Here is a 21,378-nt window from a genome sequence, read left to right on the forward strand (position 1 = left end):
GGTGTGGTTGGCGGTGGCATGGCGAACATGCGCGCGGTGGTGCTGGACGGTCCCGGCCCGGTGGAGGCGCTGCGGGTGCGCACTGTGCCGGTGCCCGAGGCCCGCCCGGGCTGGGTGCGGGTGAAGGTGGCGGCCTTCGGGCTCAACCGCTCCGAGTACCACCTGCGCACGGGACAGGCGAGCAACCCGGTGTTCCCGATCATCCCGGGCATCGAGGCGGTCGGCACGGTCGACGCCGCACCCGGCGGCGAGTACGAGCCGGGCCAGCAGGTCGCCGCGATGATGGGCGGCATGGGCCGGGCCTTCGACGGCGGCTACGCCGAGTACACCGTGGTCCCGGCGAGCGCGGTGGTGCCGGTGCGCACGGACCTGGACTGGGCCACCCTGGGCGCGCTGCCCGAGATGCTGCAGACCGCGCACGGCTCGCTGCACACCGGCCTGGCCATCCAGCCCGGGCAGACGATCCTGGTGCGCGGCGGCACGTCCTCGGTGGGCGTGGCCGCGGCGGTGCTCGCCAAGCACGCCGGGCTGACCGTGCTGGCGACCACCCGCGACCCGGGACGGCTGGCGGCGCTGCGCGAGCACGGCGTGGACCACCCGGTGCTGGACACCGGGTCGATCGCCGAGGAGGTCCGGCGGATCGTGCCGGGTGGGGTGGACGCGGCACTGGAGCTGGTTGGCGCCAACACCCTGCCGGACACGCTGCGCGCCACGGCGGTGCGCGGCACCGTGTGCTTCACCGGGATGCTCAGCGATAACTGGGTGATCCCGGACTTCTACCCGATGGCGGTGATCCCCAACGGGGTGCGGCTGACCGCCTACAGCGGCGAGAGCAGTGACCTGCCCGCCGAGGCGTTCCAGCGCTACGTGGACCTGGTCGCGGCCGGTGAGCTGCCGGTGCGCGTGCACCGGGTGTACGCGCTCGACGAGATCGCCGAGGCGCACCGGGTGATGGCGAACGGCGAGGCGATCGGCAAGCTCGTGGTGCGCGTCCACTGAGGACGCCTGCCGGGCGGGCCGGTCGGTGCCGGGGCGAGGACTCCGGCGAGCGGGCACCCCGCCCGCCGGAGTCCGGTGTGGACGGTTGCCTACTTGACCGCGCCCATGGACAAGCCGCGGACGAGGTAGTTCTGCGCGATCCAGCCGACGATCACCACCGGCAGCGAGGCGAGCAGTGCGGCGGCCGACAGCTGCGCCCAGTACAGGCCCTCGCTGGTGATGAACCCGACCAGGAACACCGGCACGCTGCCGGCCCTGGCCGAGGTGAGGTTGACCGCGTAGAAGAACTCGGTCCACGAGAAGATCACGCAGATCAGCGCGGTCGCCGCGATGCCGGGCGCGACCACGGGCAGCACCACCCGCAACAGCAGGGTGGGCAGGCGGGCGCCGTCCATCTGCCCTGCCTCGATCACCTCCTTGGGCACCTCCAGGAAGAACGACCGCATCATCCAGATGGCCAGCGGCAGGTTCATCGCCGTGTAGAGCACGACCAGCGCCCACACGTTGTCCAGCAGCTGGACGTTCTGCGCGATCACGTACAGCGGGATGATCGCGGCGACGATCGGCAGCATCTTGGTGGACAGGAAGAAGCCCAGGGCGTTGCTGGTGCCCCGGACCGGGGCCAGCGACAGCGCGTAGGCCGCCGGCACCCCGAGCAGCAGCACGAACAGCGTGGACAGCACGGTGACGAACGCGGAGTTGCCCAGGTAGGGCAGGAAACCGCGGTCCAGCACCCTGGCGAACTGGTCCAGGGTCGGGGTGAAGAACAGCCGAGGCGGGTCGGTGTAGGCGTCGGCCTCCTGCTTGAACGAGGTCAACACCATCCACACCAGCGGGAAGACGAACAGCACGGCGACCACCCAGGTCAGCGTGGTCAGCGCCGCCCTGCCCGCGCGGCCGCGGCGGCCTCGGGCGCGGGGCGGGTCCTCGGTCAGCGCGGTCGATGCGGCCGACGCCGTGGATGCCGTCGATGCGGTCATGTCACCTCACCCCGCCGGAGACGTCGAAGGCCCGGAACATCAGCCGGAGCGTGAAGGTCGAGACGATCATCGTGAGGATCACCACGATCACGCCCATGGCCGAGGACTGTCCGATGTCGAAACCCTCGAACGCCCGCTGGTAGATGTAGTAGGGCAGGTTGGTGCTGGCGGTGCCCGGTCCGCCCTGGGTCATCAGGAAGATCGCGTCGAAGCTGTTCACCACGTAGATCGCGCCGAGCAGGGCGGCCAGCTGGAGGAACCGGCTCAGCTGCGGCAGCGTGATCGAGGCGAACGTGCGCCACCGGCCGGCACCGTCCACCTGGGCGGCCTCCAGCACCTCCTTGGACTGGCTCTGCAGGCCGGCCAGGATCAGCAGCATCATGAACGGCGTCCACTGCCACACGACCTGCGCCATCACCGAGGCCAGCGGGAACTCCGAGAGCCAGTCGGTCTCCCCGCCGAGGACGAAGTTGAGCAGTCCGTAGGTCGGGTCGAACATCGTGGTCTTCCACAGCAGCGCACCGGCCGCGGGCAGGATCAGGAACGGGGTGATGAGCAGCGTGCGCACCACGCCCCGCCCGAGGAACGCGCGGTCCAGCAGCAGGGCCAGGCCCAGGCCGAGCAGCATGGCGACCAGCACGCAGACCACGGTGAGCACCACCGTGTTGAGCATGGCGCCGCGGAACTGGCTGTCGGCGAACACGTCCACGTAGTTGCGCAGGCCCACGAAGTGCTGCGACCCGGGCCGGACCAGGTTCCAGGACTGGAACGAGTAGAACACCGTGAGCAGGAACGGCACCTGGGTCACCGCGATGGTGAACACCAGCGCCGGCAGCAGCGGCGCCCGCCGCTTCCAGGCTCCCCTGTCGGATCTGGGCTGGACCGGGTGGTCGCGGTCCTGGCTCGTCGTCGTTGGCAGTGCCAGCTCCACGGCGGTCATCGCGTCTCCCGGTAGGACTCACCAACGGTGTGCGCGTACTGCTGTGCCTGGTTCAGCGCGTCGGCAACGGAGATCTGCCCGGCGATGGCCGCGGACAGCTGCTGGCTCACCCGGGTGCCCAGGTCCTGGAACTCGGGGATGCCCACGAACTGGATGCCCGGGTAGGGCACGGGCCGCACCATGGCGTTGCGCTGGTCGGCCTCGCTGATGCCGTCCAGGGTCGGTTGCGCGTAGGCCTGCGCGGCCCGCTGGTACTCCTGGATCGCATAGGTCGACATGCGGCAGCCCGGCGGCACCCGGTTCCAGCCGAAGGTGCTGCCCACGGTCTGGACGAACTGCTTGGAGGTCATCCAGCGCATGAAGTTCCACGCGGCCTGCTTGTGCTCGGTCACCTTGGGCATGGCCAGCGCCCAGGTGTAGAGCCAGCCGCTGCTGCGGGTCTGCTGCACGGGCGCGGCCACGTAGCCGGACTTGCCCACCACCTTGCTGCTGGCCGGATCCTCGTTGGTGCCGGCCATCACCGTGGCGTCGTACCACATGGCCGCCTGCCCCTGGGCGTAGCGGGTGCCGCACTCGGAGAACCCGGCGCTGGACGCGCCGACCTCGCCGTGCTCGCGCACCAGGTTCACGTAGAACTCCGCGGCGGCGCGGAACTCCGGTGAGGTCAGCCGCGCGTTCCAGTCCTGGTCGAACCACTGGCCGCCGAAGGTGTTCACCACGGTGGTCAGCGGGGCGAGGCTCTCGCCCCAGCCGGGCTTGCCGCGCAGGCAGATGCCGGCCACACCGGCGTCCTCGTCGTCCAACCGGGCGGCGAACTCGGCGATCTGCTGCCAGGTCGGCCTGGCCGGCATGGTCAGCCCGGCCTGCTCGAACAGGTCCTTGCGGTAGGCGAGGAACGAGGACTCGCCGTAGAACGGCACCGCGTACATCGACCCCTGGTAGGACAGGGAGTCGCGGATGCTGGGGATGAAGTCGGCGGCGTCGTAGTCCGGCGAGGAGTCCACATAGGACTGCAAGTTCTCCAGCCAGCCGTTGGCCGCCCACTGCGGTGTCTCGTAGTTGCTGATCATCACCACGTCGAACTCGCCACCCCCGGTCGCGGTGGACGCGGTGATCTTGGCCCGGGCCTGGTTCTCCGGCAGCCGGACGAACTTCAGCCGGACGCCCGGGTTGTCCCGCTCGAACTGGTCGGACAGCTCGATCGCGTCGTTCATCTGCGGATTGGCCACGATCGCGATGACCAGCGTCTGGCCGCCCGCGCCCAGCGCACCCGCGCCGGCACAGCCGGTCAGGGTGAGCAGGGCGACCAGCACGAGCAGCGGCAGCCGGCTCCATTGCCCGCTACCGGCGGAATCAGGCATGGCTGCTCCCCTCCGGAAGGACCTGCACCTTCAGCCCGGCGCCGCTGCGCATCAGCGCCAGCGCGTCCGGGTAGCGCTCCAGCGGGAGCGCGTCGGTCAGCAGCGCCCCGGTGTCGATCGCACCCGAGGCCACCAGGTCGAGCGCGGCACCGAAGCTGTTCAGCACGGCCATGGAGCCGACCACGGTGATCTCGTCGTTGTAGATCCGGAACGGCGACAGGCTGACCCGGTCCTGCTCGGGCGCGACGCCGAAGACGAGCAGCCGGCCACCGCGGCGCAGCGAGTCGAACGCGGCCTCGATGGCGGGCACCGCGCCCGTGCAGTCGGCGGCGGCGTCGAACACCTCGCCGTCGAGGTCGGCGACGTCACCGGCGACCGCGTGCGCGCCGAGGCTGGTGGCCCGGTCCAGGCGGGCGGTGTTGCGGTCGACCACGGTCACCCGCGCACCGGCCCGCTGCAGCAGCTGCTGCATGATCAGCCCCATGGTGCCTGCGCCCATCACCAGGAAGCGCTCGCCAGCCTCGACCCCGACCCGGCGCACCCCGTGCACCGCGCACGACACCGGCTCCACCAGGGCGCCCTGCTGCCAGGTCATGCTGTCCGGGATGCGGTAGCAGTTGGCCGCCGGCACCGCCACGTACTCGGCGAACGCGCCGTTGACGGTGTCGCCGGTGGCGTTCCAGTTCTCGCAGAGGTTGCCGTGGCCGGAGCGGCACGGGGTGCAGTAGCCGCAGTACAGCGAGGGGTCCACGGCCACGCGGTCGCCGACCCGCCAGTCGCCGGGCACGTCGCTGCCCACCTCGACGATCTCGCCGGCGAACTCGTGGCCGGGCACGATCGGGTAGGGCGTTGGCGGGAAGTGCCCGTCGGCGATGTGCAGGTCGGTGCCGCAGATGCCGCAGGCCCCCACCTTGACCACCACCTGGCGCTCGCCCGGCTTCGGGTCGGGCACGTCGCCCACTCTGATCGAACCCGGCCTGTCCACGATCGCGGCGCGCATGTCACCTCGCCTCTCGTGTGCTCATATGAGCACGTCGACCATCAGTACTGCTCATTGTCGCGGATGCATTGAAGGACTCTCCTAGTGATTCCGTCAATCTTTCGAGCGCTTTTCGCGTTATAGTGCTCATATGAGCAGATCAAAGCGGCGCCCCACGTTGACCGACTCGGTTCAGGCCGCCTCGATCGCCCACCGGTTCTACCTCCGGGGCGAGTCCAAGCTGGACATCGCCGAGGCGTTCGGGATCAGCCGGTTCAAGGTGGCGCGAATCCTCGACGCCGCACTGGAACAGGGTCTGGTGCGGGTGGAGTTCGACCTGCCGGCGCCGGTGGACGTCGGCCTCTGCGAGGAGCTGCGCTCGGCCTACGGACTGCGTCGCGCCCTGGTACTCGAACGAGCGCCCGGCAAGCAGACCCGCCCGGAGATGCGGCGGCGGATCGGGGCGCTCGCCGCCGAGCTGCTGACCGAGATCGTCACCAAGGACGACGTGATCGGCCTGGCCTGGGCGCGGTCGGTGAACGTGATGACCGAGGCGATCCGGTCGCTGCCGCCGTGCCCCATCGTGCAGTTGTGCGGTGTGCAGGCCGGGATGGACATGTACGACCGGTCGGTGGAGACGGTGAGCCGGCTGGCGGCCGTGTCCGGCGGGGACGCCTACCCCATTTTCGGCCCCCTGGTGCTGCCCGACCGCCGCACCACCGAAACCCTGCGCAAGCAGCCGGGAATCGCCGAGACATTCGGGCAGTTCCGCAACCTCACCAAGGCGGTGGTCAGCATCGGCGCGTGGCAGCCCGGGGAGTCCACCGTCTACGACGCGCTCGGCCCGGCCGAGCGGGAGGCCATCGGCAAGCGGGGCGCCAAGGCCGAGGTGAGCGCGCGGCTGTTCGACGCCGACGGCAACGCCCTGTCCACCGGGCTCTCCCACCACGTGCTGGCGATCAGCGCCGAGGAGCTGCGCCAGGTTCCCGAGGTGATCGCGCTCGGCTACAGCACGCCCAAGGCCGAGGCCATCGACGCGGTGCTGCGCTCGGGCATGGTGAGCACGCTGATCACCGACGCGGACACCGCCCAGCTCACCCTGGAGCTGGCCGCCAAGCGGCCGCCTCGGCCGCGCCGGGCCGCGTCGGCGTAGCGGTGCGCCCGGCACGCCGCCTGCCGGTCACCCGCCTGGCCGGGCTACTCGGCGTGGCCGTGGCGGATCTGCTCGCGCGCCGCCCGGTCGGTGACCGACTCGGTGACGTTCAACGCGATCAGCAGCACCGCCAGCACGCCGAGGCTCGCCAGCGCCGGCAGGTGCGCCACCAGCGGCACCACCGCGACCAGCACCACGGCCGCCACCAGCCGGTGCACCCGCACCGCGCGCCAGCACCGCCACGCGAAGCCGACGTGCGCCAGCAGGTACAGCGCGGTGCCGCCGTACAGCGCCCACAGCGGCACCCCGTACAGCGCGTCGGTCAGCGTGTGGTGCTCGGTGTCGCCCACGTAGGTGAGGACCTTCTTCATGCCCAGCGCCAGCATCACGATGCCGAGCACCATGGGCAGGTGCAGGTAGGTGAACGCGGCGCGGGCCATCGACACCCGGTGCTCGCCCCGAGCGCGCACCAGCGCGTGCTCGCCCAGCAGGGCGGTGGTGTCGAAGTAGGCCCACCACAGGCTCGCCGACACCGACAGCCCGAGGATCGCGGCCACCGCGATCGGCCACGAGATCGGCAGGTGGGCCACGCCGACACCGATCGCCACGATCGACTCGCCGAGCGCCACGATCACGATCAGACCGTGCCGCTCGGCGAAGTGCCGCGCCGAGTTCAGCCGCCAGCCGCGGGCGCCGATGGCGAGGGTGCCGCCGTAGTCCGCAGCCACCGCGGCGAGCCACAGCAGCAGCTGCGCGGCGCCCTCGGTGTTCGCGGCGAGCAGCAGCAGCGCGGTACCGCCGATCATGGACAGCGCGAACCGGCCGACCTGGCGGCGCAGCGTGGGATCGTCGGGGCTGATGAGCCAGAACAACGCCAGGTGCGCCGCGCGCAGCACCAGGTAGCAGAACGCGAACACGGTCGGCCCGGACAGCCCGCCGGGCAGGTCGGTGAACGCCTCGGGGATGGTGAGCGCCACCAGGAACATCGCCGCCATCGCCACGAGCGTGGTGACGCGGGCGAGGCCCTCGTCGGCCTTGACCACGTTGGACACCCACGAGTACCCGACCCAGCACCACCACACGACGGCCATCAGCAGCGAGCCGCGCAGCAGGCCCAGCCCGGTCGGCTGGTCGGCCATCAGTGCGGTGATCTGGGTGAGGGCGAAGACGAACACCAGGTCGAAGAACAGTTCCAGCGTCGTCGCCGAACCGGCCTCGTTCACCTTCTCGACCCGTACCCGGGCTGGTTGCGCCATGCGCACAGTCTGCGCGACGACACACGGTGACCAGGTGCTCGACGGTTTTCGGGCAGACCGAGGGCTACCCCGGCGTCGTCAGGAGTAGTCGAACGCGCACACGCTGGGGATGTAGCCCGACCACCCCAGCCGCCCCAGGTTCTGGATCAGGATCCAGCCGTTGGCGTCGTACTTGCCGCAGGCGTTGTAGCCGGCGCCGACGACCAGCTTGCGGCACGGGCTGACCGAGCCCTCCTGGATCTGGAAGACCGCGGCCGAGGCCGCGTCGGGCTTGGCCCTGGCCGTGATCCACTCACCGACGTTGGGTGAGTCCACCTCGATCCAGGACCCCGTGCACTGCGCCGGAGCGGCGAGTGCCCCGGCCGGTGCCGAATCCGCCGCCGGCGCGGCCGTGTCGGCGCTCGCCGTGGTGGCGGTGGCCGCCACGACCGCGACCACCGAAGCGAGCAGGGACAGAGTTCGCGTCTTTCGCACGGTTCCTCCTCGGGAAAACCGGTTCAGGAAATACCCGTCCGGCACCGGACCAGCCGGACGGCCGATTACCAGCACGTGCCCGGACATCGGTCCCGGTCAGCTGGCACGGCCAAGGGAGCGACCCCCTCGTGCCCCTCCCTGGTGCCGCTGTCCAGCGCACGGCGCGGCCCACCGTAGGACCCGGAGTTTGTTCAGTGTCAGGCAATGGACACTGAACAACCTTCTCTGAACAATGGCCGCTGATTCGGGGGAGGCGACAATGCCGCGACGCGAACGCCCACTGGGCGCGGAGGACACCGACGTGCTGCGGTTCGCCGCTGATCTGCGCCGGCTGCGGGACAAGGCGGGCACCCCGACGTATCGCGAGCTGAGCCGCCGCGCGCACTACTCGGCCGCGGCGCTGTCCGAGGCGGCGAGCGGCCGCCGGCTCCCCAGCCTCGCGGTCACGCTGGCCTTTGTCCGGGCCTGTTCCGGAGACATCGCCGAGTGGGCGGCCCGGTGGCGGTCGGTGGCGGCGGGAGAGGACGACACGCGGCCCCGCGACGAGGATCCGGCGCGGTCCCCCTACCGAGGGCTCGCCGCGTTCGGCCAGGACGACGCCGACTGGTTCTTCGGCCGGGACGAACTGGTCGGGGAACTGCTCTCCACTGTCGAGCGGCACCGTTTCGTCGGCGTGTTCGGCGCGTCGGGTTCCGGCAAATCCTCGCTCCTGCGGGCCGGGTTGCTCAGCCGGACGGACATGCCGGCGACAGTGTTCACCCCGGGAAAGAACCCGCTGGAGGAATGCGCCGTGCGCCTCGCCGCGCTCACCGGCGGATCCGCCGTCTCCTGGCGCGCGGACCTGGCCGCGGACCCGGCGAACCTGCACCTGCGGATCAGGCAGGCACTGGTCGACAGCGAGTCGGACGCGCTGGTGGTCGTCGACCAGTTCGAGGAGCTGTTCACGCTGTGCGCGGAGCAGGAGCGGAGCCGGTTCGTCCGGGCACTGACCGCGGCGGCGACCGCGGCCGGCAGCCGGGTGCGGGTGGTGCTCGGGGTGCGCGCGGACTGCTACGGCCACTTCGGGCAGTACCCCGAACTCGTCGCCGCCGTGCGCGGTGGGCAGCTGCTCGTGGGGTCCATGACGCCCGACCAGCTGCGCGAGGCCATCACCGGGCCGGCGGCGCGTGCCGGCCTGAAGGTCGAAACCGCGTTGCTGGCCCGGTTGATGGCCGATGCCACCGGCCGGCCGGCGGTGCTGCCGCTGGTCTCCCACGCGCTGCGGGAGACCTGGCGCCGCCGGCACGGCGTCACGCTGACCCTGGCCGGCTACGAGGCGGCCGGCGGCATCCACCACGCCCTGGCCCGCACCGCCGAGGACGTGTACTCCGCCCTGGACGCCCCGCAGCAGGCCGCGGCGAAGCAGCTCTTCCTGCGGCTGACCGCGGTGGGGGACGGCATGGCGGACACCAAGCGCCGGATCGGCGCCGAGGACGTCACCGGTGATCCCGACACCAGGGCCGTGCTCGACCGGCTCACCCAGGCCAGGCTGCTGGTGGCCGACCGGGACGGCATCGAGATCAGCCACGAGGCCCTCATCCGCCACTGGCCGCGGCTGGCCGACTGGCTCGCCGAGGACCGGGAAGGCCTGCGCGTCCACCAGCAGTTGACCGAGGCCAGCCACGCCTGGGTGGCACTGCACCGCGATCCCGGCGCGCTGTACCGGGGCGCCCGCCTCGCGCTCGCCTGCGACTGGGCCGCGACCCGCGCCGGCCAGCTGACCGCCGGCGAACGGGAGTTCCTCAACGCCAGCGTGCGCGCCCGCGACGACGAGGCCGTGCGGACCCGGCGGCGGACTCGCCGGCTGCGGCAGCTCGTCGCGGGGGTGGTGGTGTTCGCCGTGCTCACCGCGGCCACCGCGGTGGTGGCCGTGCAGCAGCGGGCGGCAGCCGTCGACCAGCGCAACGAGGCCGTGTTCCAGCAGGTGCTGGCCGAGGCCGACCGGATCGCCGACCGCGATCCGTCGCTGTCCGCCCAGCTCACCCTGCTGGCCCACCGGATGCGCCCCGGTGACCAGTCCGTCACCCCCCGGCTGCTCGCGACCCAGAACGCCGCCCTGGCCACGCCGCTGAGCGGGCACACCGGCAACGTCTACCTGACCTCCTTCAGCCCCGACGGCCGGACCCTGGCCACCGCGAGCGAGGACACCACGGTCCGGCTGTGGGACGTGCACGACCCGACCCGGCCAACACCGCTCGGCCAGCCGCTGACCGCGCACTCCGGCTGGGTGGGCACCGCGGTGTTCAGCCCGGACGGCCACACCCTGGCCACCGCCGGCGACGACGGCGGCGTGCGGCTGTGGAACGTCACCGACCCCGCCCACCCGTCCCCGCTGGGCCCACCGCTGGCCGCCGGCGACGGCACCGTCTACCTCGCCGCGTTCAGCCCGGACGGCCGCACCCTGGCCACCGCGACCGAGCAGCACGCCGTCCGGCTCTGGGACGTGGCCGACCCCACCCGCCCCCTGGCGCTGGATCCGCCGCTGACCGGGTTCGCCGGACCGGTCCGCTCGGTGGCCTTCAGCCCGGACGGGCGCACCCTCGCGGCCGGTGGGGACGACACCACGGTCCTGCTGTGGAACGTGACCGACCCGGGTCGCGCCGCACCCCTGGGGCACCGGCTCACCGGGCACACCCAGCTCGTGCACTCGGTGGCGTTCAGCCCGGACGGGTCCGTCCTGGCCACCGCCAGCGAGGACCGGACGGTCCGGCTGTGGCGGGTCGCCGACGGCACCCTCCTCGGCAGCCCGCTCGCCGCGCACACCGGCGGCGTGTGGTCGGTGGACTTCAGTCCCGACGGCCGCCTGCTCGCCACCGCCGGCGCCGACGGCACGACCCACCTGTGGAACGTCTCCGCCCCGGCCGGCGCCACGCCGCTGAGCACCCGCCTCACCAGCAGCGGCGGCAGCAACACCTACGCCGCCGAGTTCAGCCCGGACGGGCGCGCCCTGGCCACCGGCAGCGCTGACGGCCTGGTCCGGCTGTGGTCGCTGCCCACCGCGGTGCTGATCGGCCACCACAGCGACGTGCACTCGGTGGCCGTCCACCCGGGCAACCGTCTGCTGGCCACCGCGGACCGGGACGCCGTCGTGCTGCTCTGGGACACGTCCGAGCCCACCCGGCCCACCGCGGTCGGCACGATCCCGGCGGGCAGCGGCCAGCTCCAGTCCTGCAGCGCCAGGTGCACCCGGGTGCGGTTCGGCCCGGACGGCCGCACCCTCGCCGTGCTCAGCTACGCCAAGCTCGTCCAGCTGTGGGACGTCGCTGATCCGACGCACCCCACGCCGCTGGGCCCGGCCTGGTCGCTGCGCACCCGCTACGCCGCCGCCACCCTGGAGTTCAGCCCCGACGGCCGGCTCCTCGCCACCGGCGACGACGAGCACAGCGTTCAGCTGTGGGACCTCGCCGACCCCACCCGGCCGACCGCCCTGGCCCACCTCACCGGCCACACCGGCAACATCAGGGCCACGCGGTTCAGCCCGGACGGGCGTGTCCTGGCCACCGCGAGCCTCGACCACACGATCCGGCTGTGGGACATCACCGAACCACGCCGGCCCCGGCTCGCCGGCCAGCTCACCGACACCCTGGCCTACCTCGCGTTCAGCCCCACCGGCAGCACCCTCGCCAGCGCCGGTGACACCCTCCGGCTGTGGGACACCAGCGACCCAGGCACCCCCGTGCTGCTGGGCGAGGCGGTGACCGGGCACTCCCAGGCGGTGTCGTCGGTGGTGTACGGCCCGGACGGCCGGCTCGCGGCCACCGCCAGCAACGACCACACCATCCGGCTGTGGAACGTCAGCGATCCCACCGGTCCCGTCCCGCTCGGCCCGCCGATCGACTCGCTGGCGGGCACGGGCGCGGACCTGGAGTTCAGCCGCGACGGACGGTTCCTGGTCACCACCGACAGCACGAACACCGTGCGCCTGCTCGACCTGGACGTCGACCACGCCGTGCAGCGGATCTGCGCGGTGACGCACGGCGCGCTCAGTCCCGCGCCGAGCACGCTGCGCCTGCCGGAACTGGAAAAGCCGCTCTGCGCCAGCTGAATCGCGTGCTCGCCGACCGATGCCCGATCGCACCACCCAGGGGTGTCGAATTGGGCAACACCACCCCGGCGAACGGGCAGTGCGATTGTCTCCCGGCCGTATCCGGCCGGTAACTCTTGCGCAATGAACCGCCGGCCGGTATTCCTCGGTTGAGGACGTGTCCGATTGCCAGTTGTCCACCCACAACGGCCGCCCCCTTTGTCTCGGTCCCGCTGACCGTTCCCCGCTTCCCCACTTCCCCCATTCCCGCTTCCACATTTCCGCTTCCCGCGTTCGTGCTTCCCGCGTTCCCGCCGACAATTCCGCAGCCGCCAGCACACGCGATGGACGGCCACCGGTCCGCGGTGGCGACCACGAGTGAGGAGCGACATGTCGCGACCACGTCACCGGCACCGATTCCAGGCACACCGACCCACCGCGGTGAGCGCGCTCATCGCGCTGATCGCGTCCACCGCGCTGGTCGCCCTCGCACCGAGCGCCGCGGCCGAGCCAGCCGCTGCTGCTGCTGCTGGCCGCACCGTCACCGGCCGGGTGCTCGACGCGGTCACCGGCAGGGCCGTGGCCGGCGCGGTCGTGCACGCGGCCGCCCAGACCACGAGCGTGCGCACGGGCGACGACGGCGGCTTCAGCCTGCCGGACGTGCCGGCCGACGCGCTCGCCGTGGTGGCCGGCAAACCGGGCTACGCGATGCGGTGGCTGCCCCTGGAGCCGCCGGGCACCGAACCGGTGGTGCTGCGCCTGGACCGGGAGACCCCGAGCACGGTCCCGCACCCGGACTACCCCAGGCCGGACGCGGACCGCAGGGCCGGCACGGGCGGCCGGTGGCTGTCCCTCAACGGCACCTGGTCGCTCGGGTTCGACGCCGCCGATGTCGGGCTGGACCAGAACTGGGCGGCCGGCGGCCACGAGTGGGAGCACGTGGTGCGGGTGCCGTTCAGCTACACCTCGCTGGCCGGCGTCGGCGAGCAGGCGCGCGCCACCAACGAGGTGTACGCCAGCCAGTTCGAGGACGTGCGGGGCGCCGTGTGGTACCAGCGGGAGTTCACCGTGCCCTCGGACTGGCCGGCCGACCGGGGTGTGCTGCTGCGCTTCGGCGCGGTGGAGTGGAGCGCCCAGGTGTTCGTGGACGGTGGCCGGGTCGCCGAGCACGACGGCGGCTACTCCCCCTTCGACGTGGATCTCGGTCGGCTGCGGCCCGGTTCCACCCACTCGCTGGTGGTGCGCGCCTGGGTGCCGGACAACGGCGAGACCACGCCCTACCCGCAGGGCAAGCAGATGGGCTGGTACGCGGACACCGGCGGGATCTGGCAGTCGGTGTGGCTGGAGCCGGCCGACCCGGCGCGGCTGGACACCGTGCACGTCACGCCGGAGCTGGACTTCGCCTCGGCACCGCGCGGCGCGAACGCGGCCGTGACCGGCGCGCGCGCCGAGATCGCGGTGACCGGCACGGACCGGGCCGCCGGGGGCACGGTCCGGCTGACCGTGCGCGAGCAGGCCGGTCAGCCCGGCGCGGCCCAGGACGGGCTGAACCTGCCCCGGCCGGCCGAGCCGAGGGTCGGCCGGGTGGTCGCCACGGCGACCGTGCCGCTGAGCGCGGGCAAGGCCGTCGTGGACATCCCCGACCCGAAGCTGTGGTCGCCGAACAGCCCCTGGCTGTACCAGGTGCGGGCGGAACTCACCTCGCCGGGCGGCACCGACGCCACCACGACCTGGTTCGGGCTGCGCACGATCAGCAGGGACTGGGCGCCCGGGCACTCCCCGGCCGAGCAGTCCGATCCCCAGCAGCAGTACCAGTACCTGTACCTGAACAACCGGCCGATCTACCTCCGCTCCACTTTGGACCAGGCGTTCAACCCGTGGGGCGGGTACGCCTACACCGGTCTCTACCAGGGCAGCGACCTGCGCGGCGGCAGCCTGGCCAGCCCGGGCAAGGGCTCGGTGCTGTTCGACCTCGCCCTGGCCAAGCAGCTCGGGCTGAACTCCACCCGGCTGCACATCAAGATCAACGATCCGCTCTACTACCACTGGGCGGACGTGCTGGGCCTGCTGGTCTGGTACGACCAGCCCAACTTCGGCTACAACGGCTACTCGGCCGAGGCCGAGCGACACTACGAGAGCGTGCTGCGCGACGCCGTGCGCCGCGACTACAACCACCCGTCCATCGTGATCTGGGACGTGCTCAACGAGGGCTGGGGCGTGGGCGGTGGCGGCCCGATCCGCGAGGACAGCAAGCCCTGGATCGAGCGCATGGTGCAGTTGACCAGGAGCCAGCTCGGGGACACCCGGCTGGTGGTGGACAACTCGCCCTGCTGCTCCAACGGGCATCCCAGCAACGACACCGACCTGCTCGACTTCCACGGTTATCTGTCCACGTGGGACGAATGGAAGTCCAATGTGGACAACTACGTGCGCAACACCTACCCCGGTTCGTCGTTCAACATGGAGGAGGGCCGGGTCCAGTCCGGCCAGCCGCTGCTGAACTCCGAGTTCGGCCCCTGGTCGGGTGGCCGGGAGAAGGACCAGGAGGTGGCCACCCCGTTCCGGTACACCGCCGAGCTGTTCCGGTCGCAGCCCAAGATGAACGGCTACCTGTTCACCGAGCTATCCGACATCGAGTGGGAGTGGAACGGCTGGGCCGCCTACGACCGCACCCTGCAGGTGCCCGGCTACCTCGACGCCGAGGGCCGGCAGGGCGGTGTGGCACTGGCCAACGCCGACGACGTCCTGCTGTTCGACGCCCGCCCGGTGCAGCGGGTCACGCCGGGCACCACCCTGTCGCTGCCGGTCAAGTCGTCGCTGTTCTCCGGCCGGCCGGTGGACGGGGCCGTGCTGCGCTGGCGGATCAGCGGCACGGACGCCACCGCGACCGCGCTGCGCCCGACCGGGTGGACGCAGCGACCGGCCGCGCCCAGGCAGTACACCACCAGCGACCTCGGCACGGTCACCGCCCAGGTGCCGGCCGGCCTGGTGTCCGGGCGGCTGGACGTGCAACTGGTGCGCGGCCGGGACGTGCTGGCCAGCGGCCAGACCTTCCTCGCCGGCTGGTCCGACTCGACCGGGGCCGCGGCCGACGCGTCCACAGCGGACGGTGCGGTGGACGGTCAGGTGGCGCGGCTGGCGCTGGATCCGGCCCGGGCGACCGGGAACTGGCCGCAGGGCGCGGGCACGTTCCACGCGGACGCGGCGAGCGCCGCGTGGGGCTACGGCGACGGGGAGTTCAGCTGGCAGGTGGACGTGGGCGACCAGGTGCGCTCCGGCGGCTGGAACCGCGCCCAGCTGGTGCTGGAAGCCTCGGCCGCCCGCCCGGACCTGCCCCGCACCCGGTACCCGCAGACCTCGGAGCGGCGCTACCCCACCACGCTGACCGCCGTGGTCGACGGCGTGGCCACCAGGGGCGTGCTGCTGCCGGACGACCCGGCGGACGCGCGCGGCGCGCTGTCGCACGAGGCCGGCTTCGACCCCGGCCAGTACGGCTACCGGGTGGTGCTCGACCTGGACGCCCGCGCGCTGCGCGAGGCCGCCGCGGACGGCACGCTCAGCGTGTCGCTGCGCGGCAGCGGCGGCGGGTTGACCGTGCTGGGGCCGCGCACCGGCCGGTTCGGCATCACCCCGCAGCTGGTGTTCTCCCGCGGCCGCGGTGTGTCCGGCCCGGAGGTCGCCGACGCCGAGCCCTACCTGGCCACCCGGGAGGGCGCCGGGGTGAGCACCTACCTGGTCCCCGGCCAGCCCGTGGCCGACCAGCCGGGCACCATGACCGTCACCGTGGTGAACGACTCGCCGAGGGCGGTGCGCGATGTCCGGCCGGCGCTGCTGCTGCCGGCGGGGTGGCGGGCCGAGCCGGTCGACGCCGCGCCGGTGCCGGAGCTGCGGCCGGGTCAGGCCGTGTCCCAGCGGTACCGGGTCACCCCGACCGGCGTGGGCGAGGCCCAGGTGCGGACCCGGGTGCACTACGGCGCCGACGGTGTCCGGCAGGTGGCTGAGCAGCCCTGGCAGCTGAGCGTTCCGCTGCCGGCCCCGAGCGAGCAGAACTTCCCGAACAGCCAGGTGCGGGACACCTTCGACACCGACACCGCCGGCGACTACCGCACCTTCCAGCCGTTCTCCGGGGAGGTCGCGCCACAGCCCCGGGTGAGCGACTCGGCGCTGCGCGTCACCGCGGACCGCCGGTTCTTCAGCCTGCTGGCGTCCTCGGCCACACCGGCCGCGACCCCGTCGGCGACCATCGTGGAGGTCGGCGAGCTGGCCGGCGGCAGCGGGGCGGAGAACAGCCTGTTCACCGGGCTGGTCAAGGACCAGGGCAACTACGTGCTCGCCTGGTACAACCACATCCGCGGGGAGACCGGCTTCGACGTCCGGGTCAACGGGCAGCTGCTGCCCGGGCAGAGCACCGCGCGGCTGCGACTGCGTGCCGGCGACCGGTTCGCCCTGGTGGTCGCGGGCGCTTCGCTGGGCATCTTCCACGGCCGCGACGGCAGCTGGACCCCGATCCACACCGGCCGGATCAGCGGCGGGCTGGACCTGACCGATCCGGCCACCCTCGCCCAGTTCCGCCACGGCGCGGGCATGCGCGGTGACGCGGGCGCGGTGTCCATCGCCTCGCTGGTGGGCCGCAGCCGGTGACCTGGTGGTGCCGGTGGCGCCTGCACGACCAGGCCGTCACCGGCACCCCGGTCCGGGTGTTCGGGTCAGGACACGGTGACCGGCAGCGACTCCACCCCGTAGACGATGGAGATCTTGCGGAAGGCCAGGTCCTCGGGGTCGACGTGCAGGCGCATGTCCGGGAACCGGCGCACCAGCGCGGGGTAGGCCGCGCGCAGCTCCATCCGGGCCAGCTCCGCGCCGACGCAGCGGTGGATGCCGTGGCCGAAGGCCAGGTGCGAGGTGGGCCGCCGGGTCGCGTCGAAGCGCTCCATGTCGGCGCCCAGTGCCTCGTCCCGGTTGGCCCCGCTCAACGAGCACAGCACCACGTCACCGCTGGCGATCTTGGTGCCCGCGATCTCCATGTCCCTGCGGGCGAACCGGGGGAAGGCCACCTGCACCACGGTCAGGTAGCGGAGCAGTTCCTCCACGAACGGGTCGATCGCGCTGTCGTCGTCGCGGATCCGGGCGGCGACGTCCCGGTCCTGCAGCAGGACCAGGGCACCCAGCGCCAGCATGCTCGCGGTGGTCTCGAAGCCGCCGGTCAGCACGCCGTCGGCGAGTCCGGCCAGCTCCTGGTCGTCGATCTCGTCGCCGTGCTCCTTGATGATCATGCCGATCAGCCCGTCGCCCGGTGCCTCGCGCTGCTTCTTGACCACGTCGAGCAGGTAGGTCAGCGACTCCGAGATCGCGCCAAGCGACGCGCCGACCCCGGCGAACAGGTCGAAGCGGGTCATGGCCAGCCGCTGGAAGTCGTCGCGGTCCTCGTAGGGCACGCCGAGCAGCTCACAGATGGTCAGCGACGGGATGGGCAGCGCGAACTCCTCGACCAGGTCGACCGGGCCGGTCGCGCGCGCCATCGCGTCCAGCCGCTCGGTCACGATCTCGTCGATGCGCGGGGTGAGCCTGGCCAGCCGGCGCATGGTGAACTCGGGCGTTAACAGGCGGCGCAGCCGGGTGTGCACGGGCGGGTCGTTGAACCCGAGGCCACCGGGGTGCTCGCCGGCGGCCAGGCCCAGGTTCGTGGCCAGGTTGCTGAAGTCACTGCTGAAATCGTCGGCCTTGCTGAGCACGGCCTTGGTCTCCTGGTAACCGGTGACCAACCAGACGTTCACCCCGAAGGGCAGGGCGACCTTGCTGATCGGCTGTTCCGCCCGTATTCGGCCCAGCTCGGCGACCGGGTCCAGGCCGTTGCGCCGCAACGGCATCAGCGCCGAATCCGGCAGGAAGGACATCTTCGAGAGGTCGAAACCGCCCTTTTTCTGCTTGCGGGCGAAGTAGGCGCGGCCCAGCCAGCCGAGAACGCGCGAGCGAAGGTTCCCCATGGCCGAAACCTACCTTGTGACCAGCGATGACCAGTCAGGCGCGTCGCCGTGTGAACCGCGCCACGCGACGCCGCCCGCCACGCCGGACCGGCCGCCTGGCGACGCCGGCGGGTTAGGCTGCCCGGCGATGAGACGCAAGCGCAAGGCGCCCCTGCCGCAGCGGCACGGACTCGACCCGGTCCGACTGCGCCTGCCCGCCGAGGGCCCCTGGGCCACGATCCGCGACCACCTGGTCGACCGGCTGCCCCGGGTGCCGGCGCAGCGGATCGACATGATGCTGCGCGAGGAGCGGATCGTCGACCTCAACGGCCCGGTGGCGGTGGACGCGCCGTTCGTGCCCAACTCCTGCGTCTGGTTCCACCGGGACCTGCCCGACGAGGTCCCGGTGCCGTTCGACCTCACCGTCGTGCACCGCGACGACGACCTGCTGGTGGTGGACAAGCCGCACTTCCTGGCGACCATCCCGCGCGGCAAGCACGTCGTGGAGACCGCGCTGGTCCGGCTGCGCCGCGACCTCGACCTGCCCGATCTGGTGCCGGCGCACCGGCTGGACCGGGCGACCGCCGGGCTGCTCATGTTCGTCGTCCGGCCGGAGCGGCGCCGGGCCTACCAGCTGCTGTTCCGGGATCGCCTGGTGCACAAGGAGTACGAGGCGATCGCCCCGCACTCCCCCGACCTCGCGCTGCCGTGCACCGTGCGCAGCCGGATCGTCAAGGAACGCGGGGTGATCACCGCGCAGGAGGTGCCCGGGCCGCCGAACGCCGAGACGCTGGTCGAACTGGTCGAGCACCGCGACGGCCTGGGCCGGTACCGGCTGCTGCCCGCCACCGGCCGCACCCACCAGCTCCGGCTGCACATGAGCCGGCTCGGCGTGCCCATCCTCGGCGACGACTTCTACCCGGTGCTCACCGAGCGCCCCCTGAACGACTTCACCCGCCCGCTGCAACTGCTGGCCAAGGTGTTGGAGTTCACCGACCCGGTGAGCGGGCAGCGGCGCCGGTTCCACAGTGGAGCGTCGCTGCTGGCGTGGACCTCACGCGAGGCCTGGGAACGCGGCCCGGCTTTCTCGGCGGCCCCGGGCCGGGTCAGGACAGCGCCGCCCGCCACACCCACGCCGTGACCCGGTCCCGGCCGGGCAGCTCCCCCCGCCCGGTGGCCCACAGCAGCACCTGGGCGGGATCACCGGCCGGCGCGTCCGGCAACAGCCGCCCGAGCACGGCCGCGCACAGGTCCTCGGGCGGTCGCCAGGTCAGGCCGAGGCCCTGGGTGATGTCGTGGGTGTGCAGCAGGGTTTCGGCGACGCCCATGGCCGCGAACCCGGTCGGGTCGGCCGGCCCCCAGTGCCACGCGCGCGTGTCCGGGTCGGCACCGGCGAGTGCACCGACCAGCAGCGCGCCCACGGCCCGGACCACCCGCAGCACGTCGGCCGGGGCGGCGTCCTCGGCGATGGCCAGGTCGAACGGCAGGTAGGCGTCGTCCGGCCGGCCGGCCACCTGCCCGGCGTAGGCGAGCAGGTCGTGTGCCACGTGCGCCGCCGTCGTCCAGCAGCTCCACTCCAGCGAGCCGGCCCGAACCGCCCGCCAGTCCCGTCCGGTGTGCGGGCCGAGCACCCGCACCATCTCGGCCACCGCCCGGTCAACGTCTTTCCCGCCCACACCACTCACAACACCGATGCTGGCAGCGGCTCACCTCGGCCGACAACCGTTTTGCCACCCGCCCACCGGTTCAGCCGCGGCGGAGGCGGACCCGGCGGGCGGTCACCAACGCGCTGCCGACCAGGGCGGCCGCGGCGATCGCCAGCGACAGCCGCAGCCCGGCCAGGAAGTCCCCGACGACCAGGGTGCCGAAGAGGGCGACACCGACCGCTCCGCCGACCTGCCTGGCCGTGTTCAGCTCCGCGGCGGCCACCCCGGCGTACCCGGGCTCGACCGTCTCCAGCACGGCGCTGGTCATGGCTGGGACCACCATCCCGGCGCCGAGCCCGACCGGCACGGTGGCCAGCCAGATCAGCCAGTTCGCCGCGCTGGGCCCGGCGACCAGCAGCCCCAGCAGGCCGAGCGCGAACAGGAACTGGCCGGCCAGCATCGGCGACCGGGGCCCGAGCCAGCTGGTCAGCCGGCCGCCCAGCAGGTTGGCCGCCATCGCTGCGATGCTCATCGGCAGGAAGATCAGGCCCGTGGCCAGCGCGGACTCACCCCGTTCACCCTGCAGGAACAGGCTGAGCAGGAAGACGATCCCGTAGTAGGCGAAGTTCTGCGCGAAACCGGCCACGCTGGCAGCGGGGATCACCGGGTGCCCGAACAGCGACATGGGCAGCATCGGCTCCGGTGCCCGCCGCTCCCACCACACGAAGACCACACCGCCGGCCACGGCCACCAGCAGCGCGGCCAGCACCGGCGGTGCGGTCCAGCCCACCGTGCCGCCCTCGATCAGGGCGAAGGTCAACGCGGACAGGGCCAGCATCACCGCCACCTGGCCGGGCAGGTCGAGCCGGCGCTTGCCCCCGGCCGGCGTGCTGTCCGCCAGCGCGGTCGCGGCCAGGCCGACCGCCCCGATCACCAGGTTCACCAGGAACAGCGACCGCCACCCCAGCCACACCAGGAGCAGCCCGCCCAGCACCGGGCCGGCCGCCACCGCGGCGCCGCCGGCCGCCGCCCACACGCCGACCGCCCGGTTCCGCCTGGCCGCGTCGGGGTAGGCGTGCCGGATCATCGCCAGCGACGCGGGCAACTGCACGGCCGCGCCCACGCCCTGCGCGAACCGCGCCGCGATGAGCATCCCCGGCGACGCGGCCAGGCCGCACAGCAGCGAGGCGAGCACGAACAGGCTCAGCCCGACGGCGAAGGCCCGACGCGCACCCATCCGGTCCCCCAGCGAGCCGCCGCTGAGCTGGAGCGCCGCGAACGTGAGGGTGTAGCCGTCCACCACCCACTGCAACTGGGACAGCCCCGCGCCGAGTTCACGGCCCAGGGTGGGCAGCGCGACGTTCACGATCGTCGCGTCCAGGCTGACCATCAGGAACCCGAACGAGGCGGCGAGCAGGGTCCACCGGGATCGCGCCGAGGTCGTGGTGGCGACCGGGTGCGGGGCAACGGGGGACGTGGATTGGGCCGTGAGCTGGGTGTTCACCCCACCAGGCTGCTGCGTACGGTGGGCCGAGGCAATCAACGAGGGTGCACCTGACAGGGT

At 72.6% G+C, this 21,378-nt stretch carries 14 protein-coding genes; 5 read left to right on the top strand and 9 right to left on the bottom strand.

The annotated features are described in order from the left end of the window. Positions 1–27 precede the first annotated feature (27 nt). Positions 28–999: a zinc-binding dehydrogenase gene (locus LX83_RS01950; RefSeq protein ID WP_253766972.1), complete on the top strand. Its 972-nt coding sequence runs from the start codon at positions 28–30 to the stop codon at positions 997–999. 89 nt (positions 1,000–1,088) lie between these two features. On the opposite strand, the gene LX83_RS01955 is transcribed toward LX83_RS01950, so the two are convergent. From LX83_RS01955 to LX83_RS01970, 4 genes are read right to left on the bottom strand one after another with little or no spacing between them, the layout of a single operon-like run. After that, positions 1,089–1,934, bottom strand: coding sequence for a carbohydrate ABC transporter permease (locus tag LX83_RS01955; protein WP_407649468.1), 846 nt, complete (start codon positions 1,932–1,934; stop codon positions 1,089–1,091). Positions 1,935–1,980: 46 nt separating this feature from the next. Next, the gene (locus LX83_RS01960) at positions 1,981–2,919 is read right to left on the bottom strand and encodes a carbohydrate ABC transporter permease (RefSeq protein ID WP_253766274.1); all 939 of its coding nucleotides are present in this window, start codon (positions 2,917–2,919) and stop codon (positions 1,981–1,983) included. Further along, positions 2,916–4,280, bottom strand: a complete 1,365-nt coding sequence (locus LX83_RS01965) for an ABC transporter substrate-binding protein (RefSeq protein ID WP_253766276.1) — start codon at positions 4,278–4,280, stop codon at positions 2,916–2,918. The genes LX83_RS01960 and LX83_RS01965 overlap by 4 nt, the downstream gene beginning before the upstream one ends. Beyond that, positions 4,273–5,280, bottom strand: a complete 1,008-nt coding sequence (locus tag LX83_RS01970) for a zinc-dependent alcohol dehydrogenase family protein (protein WP_253766278.1) — start codon at positions 5,278–5,280, stop codon at positions 4,273–4,275. Before LX83_RS01970 ends, LX83_RS01965 begins: the two co-directional genes overlap by 8 nt. A gap of 130 nt (positions 5,281–5,410) precedes the next feature. Here LX83_RS01970 and LX83_RS01975 point away from each other — a divergent pair, with 130 nt between their 5' ends. Next, the gene (locus LX83_RS01975; RefSeq protein ID WP_253766280.1) at positions 5,411–6,412 is read left to right on the top strand and encodes a sugar-binding transcriptional regulator; all 1,002 of its coding nucleotides are present in this window, start codon (positions 5,411–5,413) and stop codon (positions 6,410–6,412) included. Between the two features lie 44 nt (positions 6,413–6,456). Here LX83_RS01975 and LX83_RS01980 read toward each other — a convergent pair whose 3' ends face one another. Beyond that, the gene (locus tag LX83_RS01980; protein WP_253766282.1) at positions 6,457–7,668 is read right to left on the bottom strand and encodes a low temperature requirement protein A; all 1,212 of its coding nucleotides are present in this window, start codon (positions 7,666–7,668) and stop codon (positions 6,457–6,459) included. 78 nt (positions 7,669–7,746) lie between these two features. Then, a complete protein-coding gene (locus LX83_RS01985) occupies positions 7,747–8,142 on the bottom strand; it encodes a hypothetical protein (protein WP_253766284.1) in 396 nt (131 codons plus the stop codon). 259 nt (positions 8,143–8,401) lie between these two features. On the opposite strand from LX83_RS01985, the gene LX83_RS01990 reads away from it, so the two are divergent. Beyond that, positions 8,402–12,226, top strand: a complete 3,825-nt coding sequence (locus LX83_RS01990; RefSeq protein WP_253766286.1) for an nSTAND1 domain-containing NTPase — start codon at positions 8,402–8,404, stop codon at positions 12,224–12,226. A gap of 369 nt (positions 12,227–12,595) precedes the next feature. After that, positions 12,596–16,846, top strand: coding sequence for a sugar-binding domain-containing protein (locus LX83_RS01995; RefSeq protein ID WP_253766288.1), 4,251 nt, complete (start codon positions 12,596–12,598; stop codon positions 16,844–16,846). A 65-nt stretch (positions 16,847–16,911) separates the two neighbouring features. Here the strand turns inward: LX83_RS01995 and LX83_RS02000 are convergent, their stop codons facing one another. Further along, positions 16,912–18,189, bottom strand: coding sequence for a cytochrome P450 (locus tag LX83_RS02000; RefSeq protein ID WP_253766290.1), 1,278 nt, complete (start codon positions 18,187–18,189; stop codon positions 16,912–16,914). A gap of 127 nt (positions 18,190–18,316) precedes the next feature. Here LX83_RS02000 and LX83_RS02005 point away from each other — a divergent pair, with 127 nt between their 5' ends. Beyond that, a complete protein-coding gene (locus LX83_RS02005) occupies positions 18,317–19,309 on the top strand; it encodes a pseudouridine synthase (RefSeq protein WP_253766292.1) in 993 nt (330 codons plus the stop codon). Here LX83_RS02005 and LX83_RS02010 read toward each other — a convergent pair. Both LX83_RS02010 and LX83_RS02015 read right to left on the bottom strand, forming a co-directional pair. Further along, positions 19,275–19,853, bottom strand: coding sequence for a hypothetical protein (locus LX83_RS02010; RefSeq protein ID WP_253766294.1), 579 nt, complete (start codon positions 19,851–19,853; stop codon positions 19,275–19,277). The genes LX83_RS02005 and LX83_RS02010 overlap by 35 nt on opposite strands. A gap of 61 nt (positions 19,854–19,914) precedes the next feature. After that, positions 19,915–21,318, bottom strand: a complete 1,404-nt coding sequence (locus LX83_RS02015; protein WP_253766296.1) for an MFS transporter — start codon at positions 21,316–21,318, stop codon at positions 19,915–19,917. Between the last annotated feature and the right edge of the window lie 60 nt (positions 21,319–21,378).

The organism is Goodfellowiella coeruleoviolacea (assembly GCF_024171785.1).
GTDB classification, from domain to species: Bacteria; Actinomycetota; Actinomycetes; order Mycobacteriales; family Pseudonocardiaceae; genus Goodfellowiella; species Goodfellowiella coeruleoviolacea.

What these genes read in the sequence shown, in the direction of transcription:
- LX83_RS01980 (WP_253766282.1), bottom strand. Translation starts at nt 7,668, where the DNA reads ATGGCGCAACCAGCCCGGGTACGGGTCGAGAAGGTGAACGAGGCCGGT.
- LX83_RS01970 (WP_253766278.1), bottom strand. Translation starts at nt 5,280, where the DNA reads ATGCGCGCCGCGATCGTGGACAGGCCGGGTTCGATCAGAGTGGGCGAC.
- LX83_RS01975 (WP_253766280.1), top strand. Translation starts at nt 5,411, where the DNA reads ATGAGCAGATCAAAGCGGCGCCCCACGTTGACCGACTCGGTTCAGGCC.
- LX83_RS01990 (WP_253766286.1), top strand. Translation starts at nt 8,402, where the DNA reads ATGCCGCGACGCGAACGCCCACTGGGCGCGGAGGACACCGACGTGCTG.
- LX83_RS01995 (WP_253766288.1), top strand. Translation starts at nt 12,596, where the DNA reads ATGTCGCGACCACGTCACCGGCACCGATTCCAGGCACACCGACCCACC.
- LX83_RS01950 (WP_253766972.1), top strand. Translation starts at nt 28, where the DNA reads ATGCGCGCGGTGGTGCTGGACGGTCCCGGCCCGGTGGAGGCGCTGCGG.
- LX83_RS01965 (WP_253766276.1), bottom strand. Translation starts at nt 4,280, where the DNA reads ATGCCTGATTCCGCCGGTAGCGGGCAATGGAGCCGGCTGCCGCTGCTC.
- LX83_RS02000 (WP_253766290.1), bottom strand. Translation starts at nt 18,189, where the DNA reads ATGGGGAACCTTCGCTCGCGCGTTCTCGGCTGGCTGGGCCGCGCCTAC.
- LX83_RS01960 (WP_253766274.1), bottom strand. Translation starts at nt 2,919, where the DNA reads ATGACCGCCGTGGAGCTGGCACTGCCAACGACGACGAGCCAGGACCGC.
- LX83_RS02005 (WP_253766292.1), top strand. Translation starts at nt 18,317, where the DNA reads ATGAGACGCAAGCGCAAGGCGCCCCTGCCGCAGCGGCACGGACTCGAC.